The following is a 17171-nucleotide window of genomic DNA, read 5'->3' as shown; positions in this document are numbered from 1 at the left end:
GGACCGGAGGGGGAAGTGTTCATCCCCGCCGTCATCAGGACTTCCCCCACCGTCGGCTGCGCCGACACCTCCCCCGTCGGGGGGAGGATTTTGTCATGACCCTCTCCACCGCCCTCAAGACCGGCGACCTCTCGGCGCTGCCCTCGCGGCGCGACGAGGACTGGCGCTGGACCGACCTGCGGGGCCTGCTGAAGACCCTGCCGCCGGCCGCGCCGGCGCATGACGGGGAGGTTCCTGCCGGCCCGTTCGCCGGCCTGGCCGACGCCGAGACCGTGTTCGTCAACGGCCGCCGCGTGACGGCGTCCGACGCGGCCTCGGGTGTCGTTGCGTTGCGCTTCGTCGCCCTGGCCGATAAGGCCGCGCAGGGCGCGAGCCACGCCATCGTCGTGAAGCCCGGCGAAAGCCTGGTCCTGCTCGAAAGCCATGAGGGCCGCGCCGGGGCCTACGTCTCCGACGTCGCCCTGGACATCGCTGTGGGCGAGGGCGCCTCGCTGGAGCGGATCGTGCTGGTCGACGACGACGCCGAGGCTGTCAATGTCGTGACCGCCGAGGTGACGCTCGCCCCCGGCGCCAAGTTCGCCCAGACCGTGCTCACCTCCGGCGCGCGTCGCCAGCGGATCGAGACCCGCGTCCGTCATCCCGGCGCCCATGCGCAGGTTCGCCTGGACGGCGCCTATCTGCTGGACGCCCAGCGCCACGCCGATCTGACGAGCGTGGTCACCCATGGCGGCCTCGACGGCGTCACCAGCCAACTGACCAAGGGCATGGTCACCGACCAGGCGCGCGGTGTCTTTCAGGGCCGGATCGTCGTCGAGAAGGGCGCCGATCAGACCGACGCGCGGATGGGCCACCACGCCCTGATCCTGTCGGACAAGGCCGAGATCGACGCCAAGCCGGAGCTGCTGATCTTCGCCGACGACGTCTCCTGCGCCCACGGCAACACCATCGGCGCCCTGGACGACGAGGTGTTGTTCTACGCCGAGCAGCGCGGCATCCCCGAGGCCGACGCCAAGGCCATGCTGACCGTGGCCTTTGTCGGCGAGGTCATCGAGCGCATCGCCCATGACGGCGCTCGAGAGCTCGCCGCCGCCTGGGTCGCCCGCAAGCTGGGGAGCGACGCCTGATGGCCTTCGACGCTCCATTCGACGTCGCCGCGATCCGCGCACAGTTCCCGATCCTGGCGCGAGAAGTCCACGGCAAGCCGTTGATTTACCTGGACACGGCCGCCAGCGCCCAGAAGCCCGATGCGGTGCTGGACGCCATGATGAGCCTGGCGCGGACCTCGTACGCCAACGTCCATCGCGGCCTTCACACGCTAGCCAACGAAACGACCGAAGCCTATGAAAAGGCGCGGGAAACCGTTGCACGCTTCATCAACGCCGATCGCGACGAGGTCGTGTGGACCAAGAGCGCGACCGAGGCGGTGAACCTCGTCGCAGCGTCGTTCGGCCTGAGCCTGAACGCCGGCGACGAGATCGTGCTTTCGGAGATGGAGCACCACGCCAACATCGTGCCGTGGCACTTCCTGCGCGAGCGCAAGGGCGTGGTCCTCAAGTTCATCCCGGTGCTGGATGACGGGCGCCTCGACATGGAGGCCTACAAGGGCCTGCTGTCCGAAAAGACCAAGATGGTCGCCGTCACCCACATGTCGAACGTGCTGGGCACGGTCAACGACGTGCCCGAAATCGTCCGCCTAGCCCACGCGGCCGGCGCGCCGGTGCTGCTGGACGGCTGCCAGGGCGTGGTTCACACCAAGGTGGATGTGAAGGCGCTGGACGTCGATTTCTACGTCTTCTCCGGCCACAAGCTGTACGGCCCCACCGGCATCGGCGTGCTGTACGGCAAGGCTGAGCGCCTGGCGGCCCTGCCGCCGTACCAGGGCGGCGGCGAGATGATCGCTTCGGTCGCGCTGGACAAGATCACCTATGCCGACCCGCCGCATCGCTTCGAGGCCGGCACCCCGGCGATCCTGGAGGCTGTCGGCCTAGGCGCGGCGATCGAGTGGCTGGAAGGCCTGGATCGCGACGCCGTCTTCGCCCACGAGCACGCGCTCTATGAGCGGGTCGCCGAGCGGCTGCGTGGCGTCAACGGCGTGCGGATCCTGGGCGAGGCCCCCGGCAAGGGCGCGGTGCTGTCCTTCACGGTCGAGGGCGCCCACGCCCACGACATCGCCCAGGTGCTGGACCGCTACGGCGTGGCCGTGCGCGCCGGGACCCATTGCGCAGAGCCTCTGATGCGCCGCTTTGGCGTCACGTCGAGCGCGCGCGCCTCCTTCGCCCTATATAACACCGAGGCCGAGGCCGACGCGTTCGTCGACGCGCTGGCCAAGGCCCGCAGTTTCTTCAGTTGAGCTCCCGATGACCGACGCCGCCTCCCAGGAAACCGTTACGGCTCTGACCCAGGACGAGCTGAACCGGCTGACGGACCAGCTGATCGAAAAGCTGAAGACCGTCTATGACCCGGAAATCCCGGTCGACATCTATGAGCTGGGCTTGATCTACAAGGTCGATGTCAGCGACTCCAAGGACGTCGCCATCGACATGACCCTGACCGCGCCGGGCTGCCCGGTGGCCGGCGAGATGCCGGGCTGGGTCAAGGATGCGGTCATGGAGATCCCGGGCTTGAAGTCCTGCACGGTCGAACTGACCTTCGACCCGCCGTGGGACGCCTCGCGCATGAGCGACGAAGCCAAGCTGCAACTCAATATGTTCTGATCGGTTTGGAGCCCATGGAACCCACGATCGCCATCCGTCCCCGCCGCCCGCGCCCCAAGGTCGTCACCCTGACCGAGGCTGCGGCCGCGCGCGTGAAGGAGATCATGGACAAGGCCGATCAGCCCTATGCGGGCTTGCGCGTCGGCGTGAAGAACGGCGGCTGCGCGGGCCAGGAGTACGTGTTCGAGTACGCCAAGGAGCAGGGCCCGATCGACGAGGTGGTCGAGGACAAAGGCATCACCATCCTGATCGAGCCCAAGGCCGTGCTGTTCCTGGTCGGCACCGAGATCGACTACGAGGTCACCAAGCTGTCCTCGAAGTTCGTGTTCCACAATCCCAACGAAACCGACGCCTGCGGCTGCGGCGAGAGCGTGACGATCCAACCCGCCGCCGAGGCCCTCGACTGATGCTGGCCAAGACCCCTGCGTGCGTTGAATGCGGCCTGCCGTGGGGTTCCCCACGCTTCAAGCATGAGGACGAGGCGCCGCTCTACTGGTCGGACACCGGCCTTTTGTGCTCCAGCGGCTGCGCCCAGACCCATTTCGCCAAGCGCCGAGCAGAGGGTACGTTCGCGGGCGTGCCGGCGGAGTGCCCGGTCGAGGTCTGACCGCTCTAGCGAACCCTCTCCCAGAGGGAGAGGGCAGGGTGAGGGACTACTGCCTCAACCAGCGTCGTCCTAACCCCTCATCCGGTCCTTCGGACCACCTTCTCCCTATGGGAGAAGGCAAGCAGCAGCCGGTTGAGCTGTCGCTGGCACGTTCTTCTTACCATCCCACTCCACCAGCACCGAAGGCTTCACCGCCTCGCCGTGCGCCTGGGCGATGAGCTCATTCGTCCGCCCCTCGATCGTCGCCTGCATCAGCTTCATGAAGTCGTCCTTCTCCAGCCCCTGGGGCAGGGCGGGCAGGAACTCGATGATCGCCATGCCGGGCGTCTTCGTCTTCTCGGTCTGCTGCCAGAAGCAGCCGAGGTTCGTGGCCACCGGCACGACCGGCAGGCCAAAGTCCTTGCTCATGTAGTAGACGCCCGTGCGATAGCGGAAATGCTCGCCCGGCGCGGCCAGGTGGCCTTCAGGATAGATCAGGATGCGCCGGCCCTCGGCCGCGACCTGGGCGGCGCTCTTGGACAGCGCCTCGCGCGCTTCGGGCCCGCCGCAGCTGTCGACCACGATGGCGCCGAACTTCTTTAGGATGGTCCCGACCAGGGGGAATTTTTCCAGGTGATCGCCGGTGACGAAGCTGAGGTTATCGACATGGGCGAACATCACAAAGCCGTCGCCCCAGCTGTGGTGCTTGGCGGCGATGATGCAGGCGCCGGCGGGCAGGTTCTCCTGGCCCTTCACCTGCACCTTAACGCCGGCCAGGGCGTCCAGCGCCCACAGCATCCGGCGGCTGTAGAGCCGCAGGGTGAAGGTCACGGCCTGCCGTCCAGGCGCCAGTGCAGCGAAGGCGGCCGACAGGCCATAGAAGATCGACAGAACCCAGTAGTAGGCGTTGAACAAAACGCTTCGCATCGAAGGGTGTCCTTTCATCGCGCGAACAGCACGGCCTGGACGGCCGCGGTCATCAGCGGGGCGTGGGCCGAGAGGGCGTCGTCGCCTAGGCGGCCATAGGCCTTGTTCTGGGCGGTCTGGGTGATCACGCCGATGGCCATGGCGGCCAGCACACGCGGGTCGGCCGGCGGCAGTTCGGCGTTGATCATCGCCCGCTTGATCAGGTCCTCGACCAGGGTGACCGGATCGCGGCCGTCTTCCTGGTAGTAGGGCAGGAAATGGTGCAGCTGCAGCAGGTGGAACGAGAACAGCAACCAATCCTCGTCGGCCACCGCGCAATAGGCCTTCACCAGCGCCGCGGCCTTGGCCTTGAGGCCGCTGGCGGCGGCGGCTTCCTCGGCGATCAGGGCCGAGAGGCGGCGGTGGCAGTCCATGAACAGGCCCAGCGCCAGGGCGTCCTTACTCTTCCAGTGGCGATAGATCGCGCCTTCGGAGACGCCGGCCCGGGCGGCGATGGTCTTGGTGGTCGCCGCGTCGACGCCTTCGGTGACGAAGGCCTCCAGCGCCGCGCGCTCAATACGGGGTCTTGCGCTCATGAAGAGAGGATCGCAGCTGGCGTGGAGAATGCAAGTGAGCGCTCACTTACATTTCCGTGATTGACCGTGATCGACGAGGCGGCGACACACGGCCATGGTCCAGACGGTTCTTGTGTATTCGATGGGAGAGGTGATCGGTGACGGGCTGATCAAGCTGCCGTTCATCGCCGGCCTGCGCGCCGCGTTCCCGAACGCGCGGATCAGCTGGTGCGCCGCCAAGGGTGAGACGGTCTACACCGGGCCGCTGAAAGCCGTGGTGGCGGGCTATATTGATGAGGTGATCCTGGAGGGGCGAAACGGCGCTGCGGCGCTGGACAGCCTGCCGTTGTCGAGGCCGTTCGGCGGGCGCACGTTCGATCTCGTCATCGACACCCAGGAGAACCTGCGCCGCAGCGGGGTCGCCAAGCGGGGCTGCGTCGGGCGTTTCGTCTCAGCGGCACGTCAGGCGCGAAGCCAGGACTGGCCGGTCGCGGTGACTGACCGGTTGGCGCGGCTGCTCGCCCTGGCCACGGACGGGCAGGGCGCGCCAAGGCCCCTGACCCTGAGCCATCCCGACGCGCTGAAGGCTGCGGAGCTTCTGTTGCCGGCCGGCCCGACCTATGTCGGCCTCGCGCCCGGCGCTGGCGGACAGGCCAAGCGCTGGCCGCTTGAGAACTATCTGGAGCTGGCGCGCCGCGTACTCGCTAAGGGCTGGGCGCCGGTCTTCCTGTTTGGCCCGGACGAGGCCGATGACGCGGCGATCGCCGCGCGTGAGGTTCCGCAGGCGCTGCAGCCCGAGCGCAACCGCACAGACGGCCTACCGGTGAAGGGGCCGCTGCTGGTCATCGCCCTGGCCGGACGCATGGCCGCTGGAGTCGCCAACGACGCGGGACCAGGGCACATGCTGGCCGCCGGTGGCGCACCCTTGCTCTCGCTGCAGCAGGACCGCCGCAAGGCGGTGAAGTTTCGTCCCGCAGCCCAGCAGCTTGAGATGCTGGTCGCGGAGGACTACGGAAGCGATATGGGCGCCCTGCCGGTCGACGCGGCTTGGGGGGCGCTCGAAAAGCTGGTTTCCGGAGCGTCCTGAATGTCCATCCTTGCGCCGATCTCGGCAGGCGAACTGGTCGACAAGATCACCATCCTGCGTGTCAAGGCTCAGCGCATCGGCGATCCGGCCAAGGAGGCCAATGTCCGCAAGGAGCTGGCGCTGCTGGAGGCGACGGCCCGCGAGCACCTGCCGGAAAACGCCGAGATCGCCCGGCTCACCGAAGAGCTGACCATCGTCAACGCCGCGCTCTGGGACATCGAGGACGGCAAGCGCGACTGCGAGCGTCGCCAGGATTTCGGGCCTGACTTCGTGGCCCTGGCTCGCCGCGTTTATATCGACAACGACAAGCGCGCCGCCATCAAGCGCGCCATCAACGAAGCCGCCGGGTCGGAGATCGTCGAAGAAAAGAGCTACAAGCCCTATCTCGGCGCCTCTGAAAAATGACGCAAGTCGTTCGCGACGCTGGGGAAATGCTCGCGGGCATGACGCCGCAGTTGAAGTCCGGCCAATATGTCTTCTGCGCTGCGGGCGACCGGGATTGGACGCGCCTGCGGCCGCTGGCGATGTTCCGCGAGGCGGAAGGCGTCAGCCTGATCCTGGAGCGCAGCGCGGCGGAGGCGGCGGGCTTTCCGATCGAGGCGCCGATGGCCTTGATCACCCTGAACGTCTATTCGGCCCTCGACGGCGTGGGCCTGACCGCCGCCGTATCCGGTGCGCTCGCCAACGCAGGGATCGCCTGCAACATGGTCGCGGCGCTACACCACGACCATGTCTTCGTGCCGATCGCGCGGGCGGATGAGGCGCTGGCGATCCTTCTAGCGCTGCAGGCGAAAGCCGCTACCGTCCCTTGAACGCCGCCGCCCGCTTCTGAAGGAAGGCGGTGACGCCTTCGAGGAAGTCCTCGGTCTTGCCGGCGACCTTCTGGGCGTTTCGCTCGGCGTGCAGCTGGCCGATCCAGTCGCTATCGAGGCTGTCCCAGACGAGCTTGCGGATCGCGCCCAACGCGGCGGGTCCCTTGGCGAGCTCCAGCGCCAGGGCATGGGCCGTGGACATCAGCTCAGCATCCGGCACGCACCGGTTCACGAGGCCCCACTGCAGCGCGGTGGCGGCGGGAACCTTGTCGCCCATCAGCATCATCTCCATGGCGCGCGCCTTACCGATCAGGCGGGGCAGGAGATAGGTCGACCCACCGTCGGGCACGAGACCGATACGACGGAAAGCCTGCAGGAAGTAGGCGCTCTCGGCGGCGACGATCAGGTCGCCCATCAGCGCGATCGAGCAGCCGACGCCGGCGGCCGGACCGTTCACCGCCGTCACGATCGGCAACGGGAAGTCGCGCAGCAGCGTCATCAGCGGGTTGTAGACGGTTTCCAGCGCCGAGCCGGCGTCGGGCTTGCCGTCGACGTCCGCCTCGCGACCGGCCGCGCCGCCGCCCGACAGATTGGCGCCCGAGCAAAAGCCGCGGCCTTCACCGGTCAGGATCACGGCGCGCGCCTCGATCTTACCGGCGGCGATCGAGGAAAAGGCGTGGTGAAGCTCACGCGCAACTTCGGGGCTGGCCGCGTTCAAGGTAGCCGGATCGGCGAGCGTGACGGTGGCGACGCCATCCTGCGTCGAGACACGGATCTTCTGATAGTCCACGGCGGAGCCTCCCTATGCTTGTTGGGGGAGACTCTAGGCGCCCATGCCCTTTGGGAAGGCTAGAGGAATCTTCGCCAATAGAAACGCCGCCGGTCAGATACCGGCGGCGCCAAGGTAGGTCTTCTGCTGAAAAAGATCAGGCCGCGTTGGCCGCGCCGGGCATCGACTCCGCCGCGGTCACGCGGTTACGGCCGCCGCGCTTGGAGGCGTAGAGCGCCGCGTCGGCGCGCTCCATCACCGAATGGCCCGACTCGCCGGTCTTGCGCTCTGCAAAGCCCGAGGAAACCGTGATCGCGCCAAGGTCCTCGTTGGTCGAGCGACGCTTGAGCATGCGCGACGACACCTCGACCCGGATTTCCTCGAGCGTGGTGGCGACGATCGCAGCGCTTTCGCGCGGGAAGATCATGGCGAACTCTTCGCCGCCATAGCGGGCTGCGAAGCGCGGCGGGGCGGCGACACGGCCGATGACCGACGCCACGTACCGGATGACCTGGTCGCCGGTCTGGTGACCCCAGGTGTCGTTGAACCCCTTGAAGTGGTCGATATCGAGCACGGCCAGGCAGATGCTGGTGCCTTCTTCCTCGGCCTCGGCGCAGGCGCGGTCGAGTTCTTCGTCGAAGGCCTTGCGGTTGGCCAGGTTGGTCAGACCGTCGGTCGTTGCGTCGCGGCGCACCTGCTCCAGGTGCTCGCGCAGGCGCTCGACCTCGGCGGTGGAGTCGGCGAGGCGCGCCTCCAGCGACTGGTTTTCCTTGTGCACGCGACGCGTGGCTTGGGCGATGCTGCCGACGACCGCCTTGATCGAGGCGACATCGGTCTGGGTATCCAGGCTCTTGCTCGCGCCGTCCAGTTCCTTGCCGAACGCGGCATTGGACTTCTGGGCGTTCTGGATGGCCTTGGAGACCGCCTCAAGTTCCTTCGACAGAAGGTCGCCCGCGTCGCGGATCTGTTCGTTCAGACGCGCCTTGGGCAGGAACGTTGCGGCCAGCTCTTCGCTGACCAGCTCGGTCATCGGCTCGCCCAGCGAGATCAGCCGGGTCAGCTCGCGCGCCAGCGCCCCGTTCGGATCGGCCACATAGTGCGTCCACAGCTCGAAGTTCAGCGCGGTCGGCCAGACCTGATGCCGCTCCATGAGCTCCAGGGCGCGCGAGGCGATCTTGTAAGCCTCGGGACCGCGCAGCGTGGTTTCGACGTCCGACATGTTCTCTTCCCTCATCGACGCTGCCCTTGCGGCAACGTCGATCGCTTGGGGCAGGAGCCTATCCTCCAGAGTTCTTACGATGCGTTAAGAACGAACGACGTTCGCTTGCGTCCGTTCGCCACCTCCCGCATGGTGATCATTGATAAGATGAGTTCCGCGCCGATGGGCGGACCCTGGGAGGAGCGACAAGCCATGAACGCACCGGTGAATCTGTCGTTCGACGCGCATAAAGCGGCGATGAACGACGTGTTGCAGCGCCAGAAGGCCGCGCACCTTCGTGATGGTCCGCCCAGCGCCGAGAAGCGAATCGACTGGCTGAACCGCAGTATCGACCTGCTGGTCGGACACCAGGCCGAGATCGCCAAGGCGGTGAATGCGGACTTCGGCTCGCGGTCTCCGGAAGCGACGGCCCTGACCGACGTCGCCGGCTCCATCGGGCCGCTGAAGCACGCCCGCGACCACCTGACCAAGTGGATGAAGCCTGAAAAGCGCAAGACGACGCCGGCGATCCTGGGCCTGTTCGGCGCCAAGGCCACGGTGCAGTGGCAGCCCAAGGGTGTTGTCGGGGTGATCAGTCCCTGGAACTTCCCCGTCAACCTGACCTTCGCCCCGTTGGCCGGTGTCTTCGCCGCAGGCAACCGGGCCATGATCAAGCCGTCGGAGTACACACCGGCGACCTCGGATCTGCTGAAGGCGATGTTCGCCAAGGCGTTCAACGAGGAAGAAGTCGCTGTGTTCGTGGGCGGCCCGGAAGTGGGGCAGGCGTTCTCGGGCCTGGCGTTCGACCACCTCGTATTTACGGGCGCGACTTCCGTGGCCAAGCACGTCATGCGCGCGGCGGCCGAGAACCTGGTCCCGGTGACCTTGGAGCTGGGCGGCAAGAGCCCCGTGATCCTGTCGCGTGGCGCCGACATGGCCACGGCTGCGGCGCGGATCATGAACGGCAAGACCCTGAATGCCGGGCAAATCTGTCTCGCGCCCGACTATGTCTTGGCGCCGCAAGAGGACGTCGAGAGCTTCGTCAAGGAAGCCCAGGCCGCCGTCAGCCGCTATTTCCCGACCATCAAGGACAATCCGGACTACACTGCCGTCGTCGCCCAGCGCCACTACGACCGCGTGAAGAGCTATGTCGACGACGCCCGCGCCAAGGGCGCGCGGGTCATCGAAATCAATCCGGCGGGCGAAGACCTCTCCCAGCAGGAGCACCGCAAGATCCCCCCGACCCTGATCATCGACCCCACCGACGACATGACGGTGATGCAGGAGGAGATCTTCGGTCCGGTGTTGCCGGTGAAGAGCTACAAGACCGTCGACGAGGCGGTCGCCTATGTGAACGCGCACGATCGGCCGCTGGCGCTCTACTGGTTCGGGACCGATGAGGCCGAGAAGGACCGGGTGCTGGAACGGACCACCAGCGGCGGCGTCACGGTCAATGACGTGATCTTCCACGTGGCGCAGGAGGACCTGCCGTTCGGCGGCGTTGGTCCCGCCGGCATGGGCGCCTATCACGGCCATGACGGCTATCGCGAGTTCAGCCACCGCAAGGCCGTGTTCCAACAGCTGAAGAAGGACATCGCCCCGATGCTGGGCCTGCGGCCGCCGTATGGCGAGGGTATCCGCAAGTACCTCGCGGGCCAGATCAAGAAGTAGCCAATCGCGGCGCGGCATGCTCCAAGCGGGCATGACCGCGCCGATCCCCTTGCGCCCCGTCGTCGAGGCGCGCGACCTGCCGCCAATGCTGCCGGACGCCCTGCGCGCATGTTTCGCCCGGGGTGAGACTGGCGTGGCCTGGGCGCCCGATCATGACGCCTCGGCCGGCGCGCCCGCAGGGGTCTTGGGCGGGCCGCAGGCGTCAGCTTGGCCTCACGCATTGTCCTCACCGCCGCCCGTCAACGTTCCCGCGTTGTGCGCGGTGGGGCCGTGCTGGTGGTATCCAAGCTTCGGCGCGGTGATCGGAACCGATGGTGCCCTCTACAACGCGACGGTCGGCGAAGCGCGGCATGGGTCGGCCGATCTCTCGGCGATTCCAGGCGTTCGTTCAGGGGGCGTCACCCTGGCTCCGCCAGAGAACGCTCCGGTTCTGGAAGGCGGGGCGGTGTTCCTGCCCTGGGGCGCGGGCTTCAACTACGGGCACTTCGTCATCGACGCTCTGCCGTCGATCCTGGCCCTGGAGCAGGCGGGTCTTCTGAAGGACGCGCCGCTTCTGGCGCCGCGCCTGACCGATTGGCAACGCGATTTGATCGCCATGGCCGCGCCCGAGGTCCGGCTCCAGGAAGTCGATGCTCCGGCCGTGCGTCTGGGACGCGCGGTGTTCGCCACGAGCATGGATCACTTCCTGCATCATCCGAACGGCCTCCTGGCGCAATTGGCCGAGCGGGTGACGGCGAACGCGCCCAAGGGCGGCGGCGCGCGGCGGATCTATCTGTCCCGGCGCGGGCAATCGATGCGGGTGATGGTGGGGGAGGCCGCTTTGGAGCGCGCCCTGCGCGCCCGAGGGTTCACGATCGTGCGCCCTGAAACGCTCGGCGCGCGCGCGCAGGTCGCGTTGATGCGCGACGCCGAGATCATTGTCGGGGCCAGCGGCGCGGCCTTGGCCAACGCCGTGTTCCTATCCCGGGGCGCGCGGGTGATTGAGGTCCAGCCTTCGAACTTCACCAGCCAGTGGGTGAGGGCGGCCTGTCGTCAGGTCGGGGTCGAGTGGCGCGGCTACGTCTGCGCCTCGCCGTGCGCCGCCAAGACAGCGCCGCTGCTGGCCCGCCTGAGACGAGGCTTCAAGTTCGCCTTCAGGCCGGACCTGAACGACCTGCTTTCTTTCATCGATGCGGCGCTGGACGCTGCCCCGGCGGACCCAGGACCGCACCACAAATGAAAAAGCGCCGGACGATCGCCCGGCGCTTTCGCAATCTTGAGACAGGTCTCGCCGCCTACTTGCCGCTGCGCGGTGGGCGAGCCAGGAAGGCGGGCACGTCCGAGCCGAAGCCGACCACGCGGCGATCATCGTCGTCGCGGTCCCGGACCGGCTGAACGCCGCGCACCGGACGTTCAGGGCGCTCGGCGCGATCGGGACGCTCGGTGCGGACCGGACGTTCGGGCTCGATCGCCGTCGGTGCGGACACGACAGGCTTGGGCTCACGCTCGCGGCGCGGCCGCCGTTCGCGCGCCGGACGCTCCTCGGCCACGGCGGGAGCTTCGATGATCTCAGCGACGCTCTCCACGGTCGCTTCGACGGTCTCTTCGGCACGCTCACGGCCACGACTGCGGCCGCGCGCGGGGCGCTCGCTGCGTTCGCCGCGCTCGCCACGATCACGATCGCGGCCCCCGCGCTTGCGGTCGCCTTCGCGCTTCACGGTGACGGCGTTGGAGTAGTCGAGGTCCAGCTTCTCTTCGTCCGGCGTCGAGCCGATCAGCTTGATGACCTTGTCGAAGCCCTTGTCGTCCGACGGCGTGACCAGCATGTAGGTGATGCCCGTCCGGCCCGCGCGGCCAGTGCGGCCGATGCGGTGGACATAGTCGTCGGCATGGTGCGGGACGTCATAGTTGAAGACGTGACTGACGGCCGGGATGTCGAGGCCGCGCGCGGCGACGTCCGAGGCCACCAGGATCTTCAGCGCGCCCGAGCGGAAGTCGGCCAGGGTCTTCATGCGCTGGGTCTGGTCAAGGTCGCCGTGGATCGGCGCGGCGTCATAGCCGTGCACCTTCAACGACTTTGCGACGATATCGACCTCGGTCTTGCGGTTGCAGAACACGATGCCCGTCTCGATGCCGGCCTTCTCGATCAGGGCGCGCAGCGCCAGGCGCTTGGCCTTGGGATCAGAGGAGGGAACCTTGACCAGCAGCTGGGTGATGTTGGCGTTGGTGGTCGCCGGACGCGCCACCTCGATCCGCACCGGATCGCGCAGGAACTGCTTGGTCAGGCGGGTGATTTCCGGCGGCATCGTCGCCGAGAAGAACAGGGTCTGCTTCTTCGGCGGCGTCATCTTGAAGATGCGCTCGATGTCCGGAATGAAGCCCATGTCCAGCATGCGGTCGGCTTCGTCGACGACGAGGAACTGCACGCCGGTCATCAGCAACTTGCCGCGCTCGAAGTGGTCAAGCAGTCGGCCCGGCGTGGCGATCAGCACGTCGACGCCGCGATCCAGCTTCTTTTCCTGATCGCCGAACGACACGCCGCCGATCAGCAGGGCCCAGGACAGCTTGGTGCCCTTGGCGTACTTTTCGAAGCTGGCGGCCACCTGGTCGGCCAGTTCGCGGGTCGGGGCGATGACCAGGGCGCGCGGCATGCGAGCCTTGGCGCGCCCCGACTGCAAGCGGTCGATCAGCGGGAGGGTGAAGGCGGCGGTCTTGCCGGTGCCCGTCTGGGCGATGCCGAGGACATCCTGGCCGGCGAGGGCCACCGGAATGGCCTGGGCCTGAATGGGGGTCGCAGTGGTATAGCCGGTGTCGGCGACCGCCTGCAGGGTCGTGGGCGAAAGCCCTAGGTCGGTGAATTCAGTCATTACACGCTGATCTGCGGAGCCGCCCGTGCTTGGGCGAGCGGGCGGCGCGGATTCGCCAGACCTGCTCCGAAGTTGGGGATAAATAGGCGGAAAGTCGGCAAAGTCAATCGGGGCACGGGGGCGAACGGGCCCGGCAGGACGGGCGCGGGGACCATGGCGCTAGCGCCTCCGCCGACGCCGCTCTATATCCGCCGGGAAATGACGATTGATCACGACTCCCGCCTTCGGCGTCTTCGTTTCCGCGCTTGGCACCGCGGCTTTCGCGAAGCGGACCTCATCCTGGGGCCGTTCGCGGAGACCCATGGGCCGAACCTGACGCCCGAGCAGTTGGACACGCTTGAAGCGCTGCTCGAACAGTCGGATCGCGAGATCTACGCCTGGATCGTCGGACAGGAGCCGACGCCCCCCGCGTTCGAGACCGACGTCATGGCGATGATCCGGACGTTCCGGTTCCAGGCGCACGCGTCGCGCCCTGCGGGTGATGGCGCCTGACGCCATGAGCTATGACGCCAAGCAAATCGCCAAGGCCGCCGGCGGCCTGACCCTGGCCGGCGCGCCGGAAGGCTTTGACGCGCTGGTCATGGCCGACATCGCCCGGGCGCGCGGCGGCCTCACCGCCTTCGTCGCCCGCGACACCGCCAGGGCCGGGGCCTTCATCGACGCGGTGAAGTTTTTTGCGCCCGAGATCGAGGCGGTGCTGCTGCCCTCGTGGGACTGCCTGCCTTACGATCGGATCGGTCCGTCGTCGGGCGTTTCGGCCACCCGCATGGCGACACTCGCGCGGCTGGCTCGGGGGCTTGGCGACAGCAAGGCTGCGATCCTGGTGATCGCCGCACCGGCGCTTCTGCAGCGCGTGCCGACCAAGGATGTCCTCCTGCGCGCCTCGTACTCGGCCAAGGTCGGTAACAGCGTCGATATCAAGGACCTTGAGCGCTATTTCGCCGTCAACGGCTACACGCGCGCCTCGACGGTCTCGGAGCGGGGCGAGTTCGCGATCCGGGGCGGGGTGATCGACGTCTACCCGCCGGCCGCCGAGGAGCCGGTGCGGCTCGATTTGTTCGGCGACACGCTGGAGAGCATCCGCGCCTTCGATCCCGAGACCCAGCGCTCGACCAAGCAACTGAAGGAGATCGACCTTCTGCCGGTCAGCGAGGCGTTGCTGGACGCTGATGGCATCTCGCGCTTCCGCAAGGGTTATGTCGCCGAGTTCGGCGCGCCGGGCGATGATCCGCTGTACGCCGCCGTCAGCGAGGGCGGCCGTCGCGCCGGTCTCGAGCACTGGTTGCCGCTGTTCTACGAGCGGATGGCGACCCTGTTCGACTATCTGCCGGCAGGAGCCCTGATCGGCGTCGATCACCAGGCCACCGAAGCGCGCGATGAGCGCCTGGCCATGATCCAGGACGCCTATGAGGCGCGCGCCAGCGCCGATCGCAAGTCGGCCTATCGTCCGCTGGCGCCCGAGGCCTTGTACCTGACCGCCGAGGAGTGGGAGCGCGAGCTCTCCGACCGCACCCATCGCCGCTTCACGCCGTTCCAGCCGCAGGGTCTGGACGTCGTCGATCTGGGCGCCAAGCTTGGCCGGGTGTTCGCCGCCGAGCGCGCCCAGGACAGCGTCAATCTCTTCGAAGCGACCGCCGACCACGCCAAGGCGCTGACCGCTCAAGGCAAGCGCGTGCTATTCGCCTCGTGGTCGGAGGGCTCGTCCGAGCGCCTGGGGACCATGCTGGCCGACCACGGCCTGAAGAAGATCCCCTATGCCGGCTACTGGCAGGCGGCCAAGGCCAATGACCCCAAGGTCCCACAGCGGGTTGTCCTGCCGCTGGACCACGGCTTTGAGACCGACAGCCTGGCGGTCATCTCCGAAACCGACATCCTGGGCGACCGCCTGGCCCGCCCGCGCAAGAAGCGCCGCGCCGCCAACTTCCTGGCCGAGGCCAGCGCGCTCACGCCCGGCGACCTCGTCGTCCACATCGACCACGGCATCGGTCGGTATGAGGGCCTCAAGACGCTCGACGTGCAGGGCGCGCCGCACGACTGCCTGGACCTGCTGTATGGCGGCGAGGCCAAGCTCTATCTGCCCGTCGAGAATATCGACCTCTTGACCCGCTACGGCGCGGCCGACGCCGAGAACGTCCAGCTGGACAAGCTGGGTGGCGCGGCCTGGCAGGGCCGCAAGGCCAAGGCCAAGGAACGGCTGCGGGTCATGGCCGAGGGCCTGATCCAGATCGCCGCCGCCCGCCAGCTGAAACATGTCGAGGAAACCGACCCGCCGCACGGCGTGTTCGACGAGTTCTGCGCCCGCTTCCCCTACGAGGAGACGGACGACCAGCTCAGCGCCATCCACGACGTTCTGGAAGACCTGTCGTCCGGCAAGCCGATGGACCGCCTGATCTGCGGCGACGTCGGCTTTGGCAAGACGGAAGTCGCCCTACGCGCCGCCTTCGTGGTGGCGATGAGCGGAAAGCAGGTGGCGATCGTCTGCCCGACGACGCTGCTGGCCCGCCAGCACTACAAGACCTTCAAGGACCGCTTCCAGGGCTGGCCGGTCAAGGTCACGCGCCTGTCGCGCCTGGTCACCGGCAAGGAAGCCGCCGAGACCCGCGAGGGCCTGGCCAACGGCCAGTTCGAGATCGTGGTCGGCACCCACGCCATCCTGTCCAAGCAGGTGTCGTTCAAGGACCTGGGCCTCGTCATCGTCGACGAGGAGCAGCACTTCGGGGTCAAGCACAAGGAGAAGCTGAAAGAGCTTCGCGCCGACGTGCACATGCTGACCCTGACCGCCACGCCGATCCCGCGCACCCTGCAGATGGCGCTGTCGGGCATCCGGGAGATGTCGATCATCGCCACCCCGCCGGTCGATCGCCTGGCGGTGCGCACCTACATCAGCCCGTTCGATCCGGTCACCCTGCGCGAGGCCCTGCTGCGCGAGAAGTATCGCGGCGGCCAGTCCTACTACGTTGTGCCGCGCATCAAGGACCTGGAGGACATCGAGAAGTTCCTCCGCACCCAGGTCCCCGAGGTGAAGTACGTCGTCGGCCACGGTCAGATGGCGGCCACCCAGCTAGAAGACGTGATGACGGCCTTCTACGAGGGCCAGTACGACGTGCTTCTGGCGACGACGATCGTCGAAAGTGGCCTGGATATCCCGTCGGCCAACACCCTGATCGTCCACCGCGCCGACATGTTCGGTCTGGCCCAGCTCTATCAGATCCGGGGCCGCGTCGGCCGGTCCAAGGCCCGCGCCTACGCCTATCTGACGACGCCCGCCGAGAAGTCCCTGACCTTGTCGGCCGAGAAGCGCCTGCAGGTGCTGCAGTCGCTGGACAGCCTGGGCGCCGGCTTCCAGCTGGCCAGCCACGACCTGGACCAGCGCGGCGGTGGCAACCTCTTGGGCGACGAGCAGAGCGGCCATATCAAGGAGATCGGGGTCGAGCTCTACCAGCAGATGCTGGAAGACGCCGTCGCCGAGCTACGCCAGCGGCAGGGCCAGGAAGCTCTGCTGGAGGATCGTGGCTGGTCGCCGCAGATCAACACCGGCGCGGCCGTGATGATCCCGGACGACTATGTGCCGGACCTCAATGTGCGGCTGTCGCTGTATCGTCGCTTGTCCGACGCCGAACAGGCCGCCGACCGCGAAGCCCTGGCCGCCGAGATGATCGACCGCTTCGGCCCGCTGCCGCCCGAAACCGACAGCTTGCTCAAGGTCGTCGCCATCAAGGGCCTGTGCCGCGAGGCCAATGTCGCCAAGATCGACGTTGGTCCCAAGGGCGCGGTGGCCAGCTTCCGAGGCGACAACTACGCCAACCCGCTGGGGCTGATGCAGCATGTCGCCAAGAACAGCCTGATCTGGAAGGTCCGCCCCGACCAGAAGGTCGTCATCAAGGGCGAATGGGACACTCCGGCCCAGCGGCTGGACGCGGCGGAGAAGATCCTGACGGTCCTGGCGAAACTGGCGAAGGGGTAAACTCAATCCTCCCCCCAGCGGGGGAGGTGGCGCGAAGCGCCGG

The 17171-nt window shown here is 67.5% G+C and carries 17 protein-coding genes; 12 read left to right on the top strand and 5 right to left on the bottom strand.

Features of this window, described 5'->3' with window-relative positions:
* The first annotated feature begins 95 nt into the window (after positions 1 to 95).
* From sufD to CA606_RS09900, 5 genes are read left to right on the top strand one after another with little or no spacing between them, the layout of a single operon-like run.
* On the top strand, positions 96 to 1124 hold the full coding sequence (gene sufD, locus CA606_RS09920) for a Fe-S cluster assembly protein SufD (protein WP_096051282.1): 1029 nt from the start codon (positions 96 to 98) through the stop codon (positions 1122 to 1124).
* The gene (locus CA606_RS09915; protein ID WP_096051283.1) at positions 1124 to 2350 is read left to right on the top strand and encodes an aminotransferase class V-fold PLP-dependent enzyme; all 1227 of its coding nucleotides are present in this window, start codon (positions 1124 to 1126) and stop codon (positions 2348 to 2350) included. The genes sufD and CA606_RS09915 overlap by 1 nt, the downstream gene beginning before the upstream one ends.
* A 7-nt stretch (positions 2351 to 2357) precedes the next feature.
* Positions 2358 to 2714 carry an SUF system Fe-S cluster assembly protein gene (locus tag CA606_RS09910; RefSeq protein ID WP_010919725.1) on the top strand — a complete coding sequence of 119 codons (357 nt, stop codon included), beginning with the start codon at positions 2358 to 2360 and terminating at the stop codon, positions 2712 to 2714.
* A 5-nt stretch (positions 2715 to 2719) separates the two neighbouring features.
* Positions 2720 to 3121 (top strand): HesB/IscA family protein, encoded by a 402-nt coding sequence (locus tag CA606_RS09905; protein ID WP_096051284.1) that lies wholly within the window; start codon positions 2720 to 2722, stop codon positions 3119 to 3121.
* A complete protein-coding gene (locus CA606_RS09900) occupies positions 3121 to 3321 on the top strand; it encodes a hypothetical protein (protein ID WP_096051285.1) in 201 nt (66 codons plus the stop codon). The genes CA606_RS09905 and CA606_RS09900 overlap by 1 nt, the downstream gene beginning before the upstream one ends.
* Positions 3322 to 3426: 105 nt before the next feature.
* Here CA606_RS09900 and CA606_RS09895 read toward each other — a convergent pair whose 3' ends face one another.
* On the bottom strand, positions 3427 to 4245 hold the full coding sequence (locus CA606_RS09895; protein ID WP_096051286.1) for a lysophospholipid acyltransferase family protein: 819 nt from the start codon (positions 4243 to 4245) through the stop codon (positions 3427 to 3429).
* Entirely contained in the window at positions 4242 to 4802 is a 561-nt protein-coding gene (locus tag CA606_RS09890; protein WP_096051287.1) for a TetR/AcrR family transcriptional regulator, read from the bottom strand. Before CA606_RS09890 ends, CA606_RS09895 begins: the two co-directional genes overlap by 4 nt.
* A gap of 94 nt (positions 4803 to 4896) precedes the next feature.
* Between CA606_RS09890 and CA606_RS09885 the strand changes: the two genes are divergently transcribed.
* The 3 genes from CA606_RS09885 to CA606_RS09875 are packed head-to-tail and all read left to right on the top strand — an operon-like array spanning position 4897 to position 6680.
* Entirely contained in the window at positions 4897 to 5868 is a 972-nt protein-coding gene (locus CA606_RS09885; RefSeq protein WP_096051288.1) for a glycosyltransferase family 9 protein, read from the top strand.
* Entirely contained in the window at positions 5869 to 6273 is a 405-nt protein-coding gene (locus tag CA606_RS09880; protein WP_096051289.1) for a DUF6165 family protein, read from the top strand.
* Positions 6270 to 6680, top strand: a complete 411-nt coding sequence (locus CA606_RS09875; RefSeq protein WP_096051290.1) for an ACT domain-containing protein — start codon at positions 6270 to 6272, stop codon at positions 6678 to 6680. Before CA606_RS09880 ends, CA606_RS09875 begins: the two co-directional genes overlap by 4 nt.
* Here CA606_RS09875 and CA606_RS09870 read toward each other — a convergent pair.
* Positions 6667 to 7470 (bottom strand): enoyl-CoA hydratase/isomerase, encoded by an 804-nt coding sequence (locus CA606_RS09870; RefSeq protein WP_096051291.1) that lies wholly within the window; start codon positions 7468 to 7470, stop codon positions 6667 to 6669. The genes CA606_RS09875 and CA606_RS09870 overlap by 14 nt on opposite strands.
* A gap of 136 nt (positions 7471 to 7606) precedes the next feature.
* Complete coding sequence (locus CA606_RS09865; RefSeq protein WP_096051292.1) at positions 7607 to 8668, bottom strand: GGDEF domain-containing protein; 1062 nt, start codon at positions 8666 to 8668, stop codon at positions 7607 to 7609.
* A gap of 192 nt (positions 8669 to 8860) precedes the next feature.
* Between CA606_RS09865 and CA606_RS09860 the strand changes: the two genes are divergently transcribed.
* Together CA606_RS09860 and CA606_RS09855 are read left to right on the top strand one after the other, a co-directional pair.
* A complete protein-coding gene (locus CA606_RS09860; RefSeq protein WP_096053809.1) occupies positions 8861 to 10318 on the top strand; it encodes a coniferyl aldehyde dehydrogenase in 1458 nt (485 codons plus the stop codon).
* A 31-nt stretch (positions 10319 to 10349) separates the two neighbouring features.
* Positions 10350 to 11537 (top strand): glycosyltransferase family 61 protein, encoded by a 1188-nt coding sequence (locus CA606_RS09855; protein WP_096053810.1) that lies wholly within the window; start codon positions 10350 to 10352, stop codon positions 11535 to 11537.
* 55 nt (positions 11538 to 11592) lie between these two features.
* On the opposite strand, the gene CA606_RS09850 is transcribed toward CA606_RS09855, so the two are convergent.
* Positions 11593 to 13164 carry a DEAD/DEAH box helicase gene (locus CA606_RS09850; protein WP_096051293.1) on the bottom strand — a complete coding sequence of 524 codons (1572 nt, stop codon included), beginning with the start codon at positions 13162 to 13164 and terminating at the stop codon, positions 11593 to 11595.
* A gap of 198 nt (positions 13165 to 13362) precedes the next feature.
* Between CA606_RS09850 and CA606_RS09845 the strand changes: the two genes are divergently transcribed.
* Both CA606_RS09845 and mfd read left to right on the top strand, forming a co-directional pair.
* On the top strand, positions 13363 to 13656 hold the full coding sequence (locus CA606_RS09845; protein WP_096053811.1) for a succinate dehydrogenase assembly factor 2: 294 nt from the start codon (positions 13363 to 13365) through the stop codon (positions 13654 to 13656).
* A 4-nt stretch (positions 13657 to 13660) separates the two neighbouring features.
* Positions 13661 to 17128, top strand: a complete 3468-nt coding sequence (gene mfd / locus CA606_RS09840) for a transcription-repair coupling factor (protein WP_096051294.1) — start codon at positions 13661 to 13663, stop codon at positions 17126 to 17128.
* The last annotated feature ends 43 nt before the right edge of the window (positions 17129 to 17171 follow it).

The sequence above is a fragment of the Caulobacter vibrioides genome, assembly GCF_002310375.3.
GTDB classification, from domain to species: domain Bacteria; phylum Pseudomonadota; class Alphaproteobacteria; order Caulobacterales; family Caulobacteraceae; genus Caulobacter; species Caulobacter vibrioides_D.
Note: the sequence above shows the minus strand (reverse complement) of the source record. Positions and strands in the feature narration are given on the sequence as shown.

Coding starts and splice junctions, on each gene's coding strand:
- mfd (WP_096051294.1), top strand. CDS start 13,661: ATGAGCTATGACGCCAAGCAAATCGCCAAGGCCGCCGGCGGCCTGACC.
- CA606_RS09890 (WP_096051287.1), bottom strand. CDS start 4,802: ATGAGCGCAAGACCCCGTATTGAGCGCGCGGCGCTGGAGGCCTTCGTC.
- sufD (WP_096051282.1), top strand. CDS start 96: ATGACCCTCTCCACCGCCCTCAAGACCGGCGACCTCTCGGCGCTGCCC.
- CA606_RS09850 (WP_096051293.1), bottom strand. CDS start 13,164: ATGACTGAATTCACCGACCTAGGGCTTTCGCCCACGACCCTGCAGGCG.
- CA606_RS09865 (WP_096051292.1), bottom strand. CDS start 8,668: ATGTCGGACGTCGAAACCACGCTGCGCGGTCCCGAGGCTTACAAGATC.
- CA606_RS09855 (WP_096053810.1), top strand. CDS start 10,350: ATGACCGCGCCGATCCCCTTGCGCCCCGTCGTCGAGGCGCGCGACCTG.
- CA606_RS09880 (WP_096051289.1), top strand. CDS start 5,869: ATGTCCATCCTTGCGCCGATCTCGGCAGGCGAACTGGTCGACAAGATC.
- CA606_RS09860 (WP_096053809.1), top strand. CDS start 8,861: ATGAACGCACCGGTGAATCTGTCGTTCGACGCGCATAAAGCGGCGATG.
- CA606_RS09915 (WP_096051283.1), top strand. CDS start 1,124: ATGGCCTTCGACGCTCCATTCGACGTCGCCGCGATCCGCGCACAGTTC.
- CA606_RS09885 (WP_096051288.1), top strand. CDS start 4,897: ATGGTCCAGACGGTTCTTGTGTATTCGATGGGAGAGGTGATCGGTGAC.
- CA606_RS09845 (WP_096053811.1), top strand. CDS start 13,363: ATGACGATTGATCACGACTCCCGCCTTCGGCGTCTTCGTTTCCGCGCT.
- CA606_RS09875 (WP_096051290.1), top strand. CDS start 6,270: ATGACGCAAGTCGTTCGCGACGCTGGGGAAATGCTCGCGGGCATGACG.
- CA606_RS09910 (WP_010919725.1), top strand. CDS start 2,358: ATGACCGACGCCGCCTCCCAGGAAACCGTTACGGCTCTGACCCAGGAC.
- CA606_RS09895 (WP_096051286.1), bottom strand. CDS start 4,245: ATGAAAGGACACCCTTCGATGCGAAGCGTTTTGTTCAACGCCTACTAC.
- CA606_RS09900 (WP_096051285.1), top strand. CDS start 3,121: ATGCTGGCCAAGACCCCTGCGTGCGTTGAATGCGGCCTGCCGTGGGGT.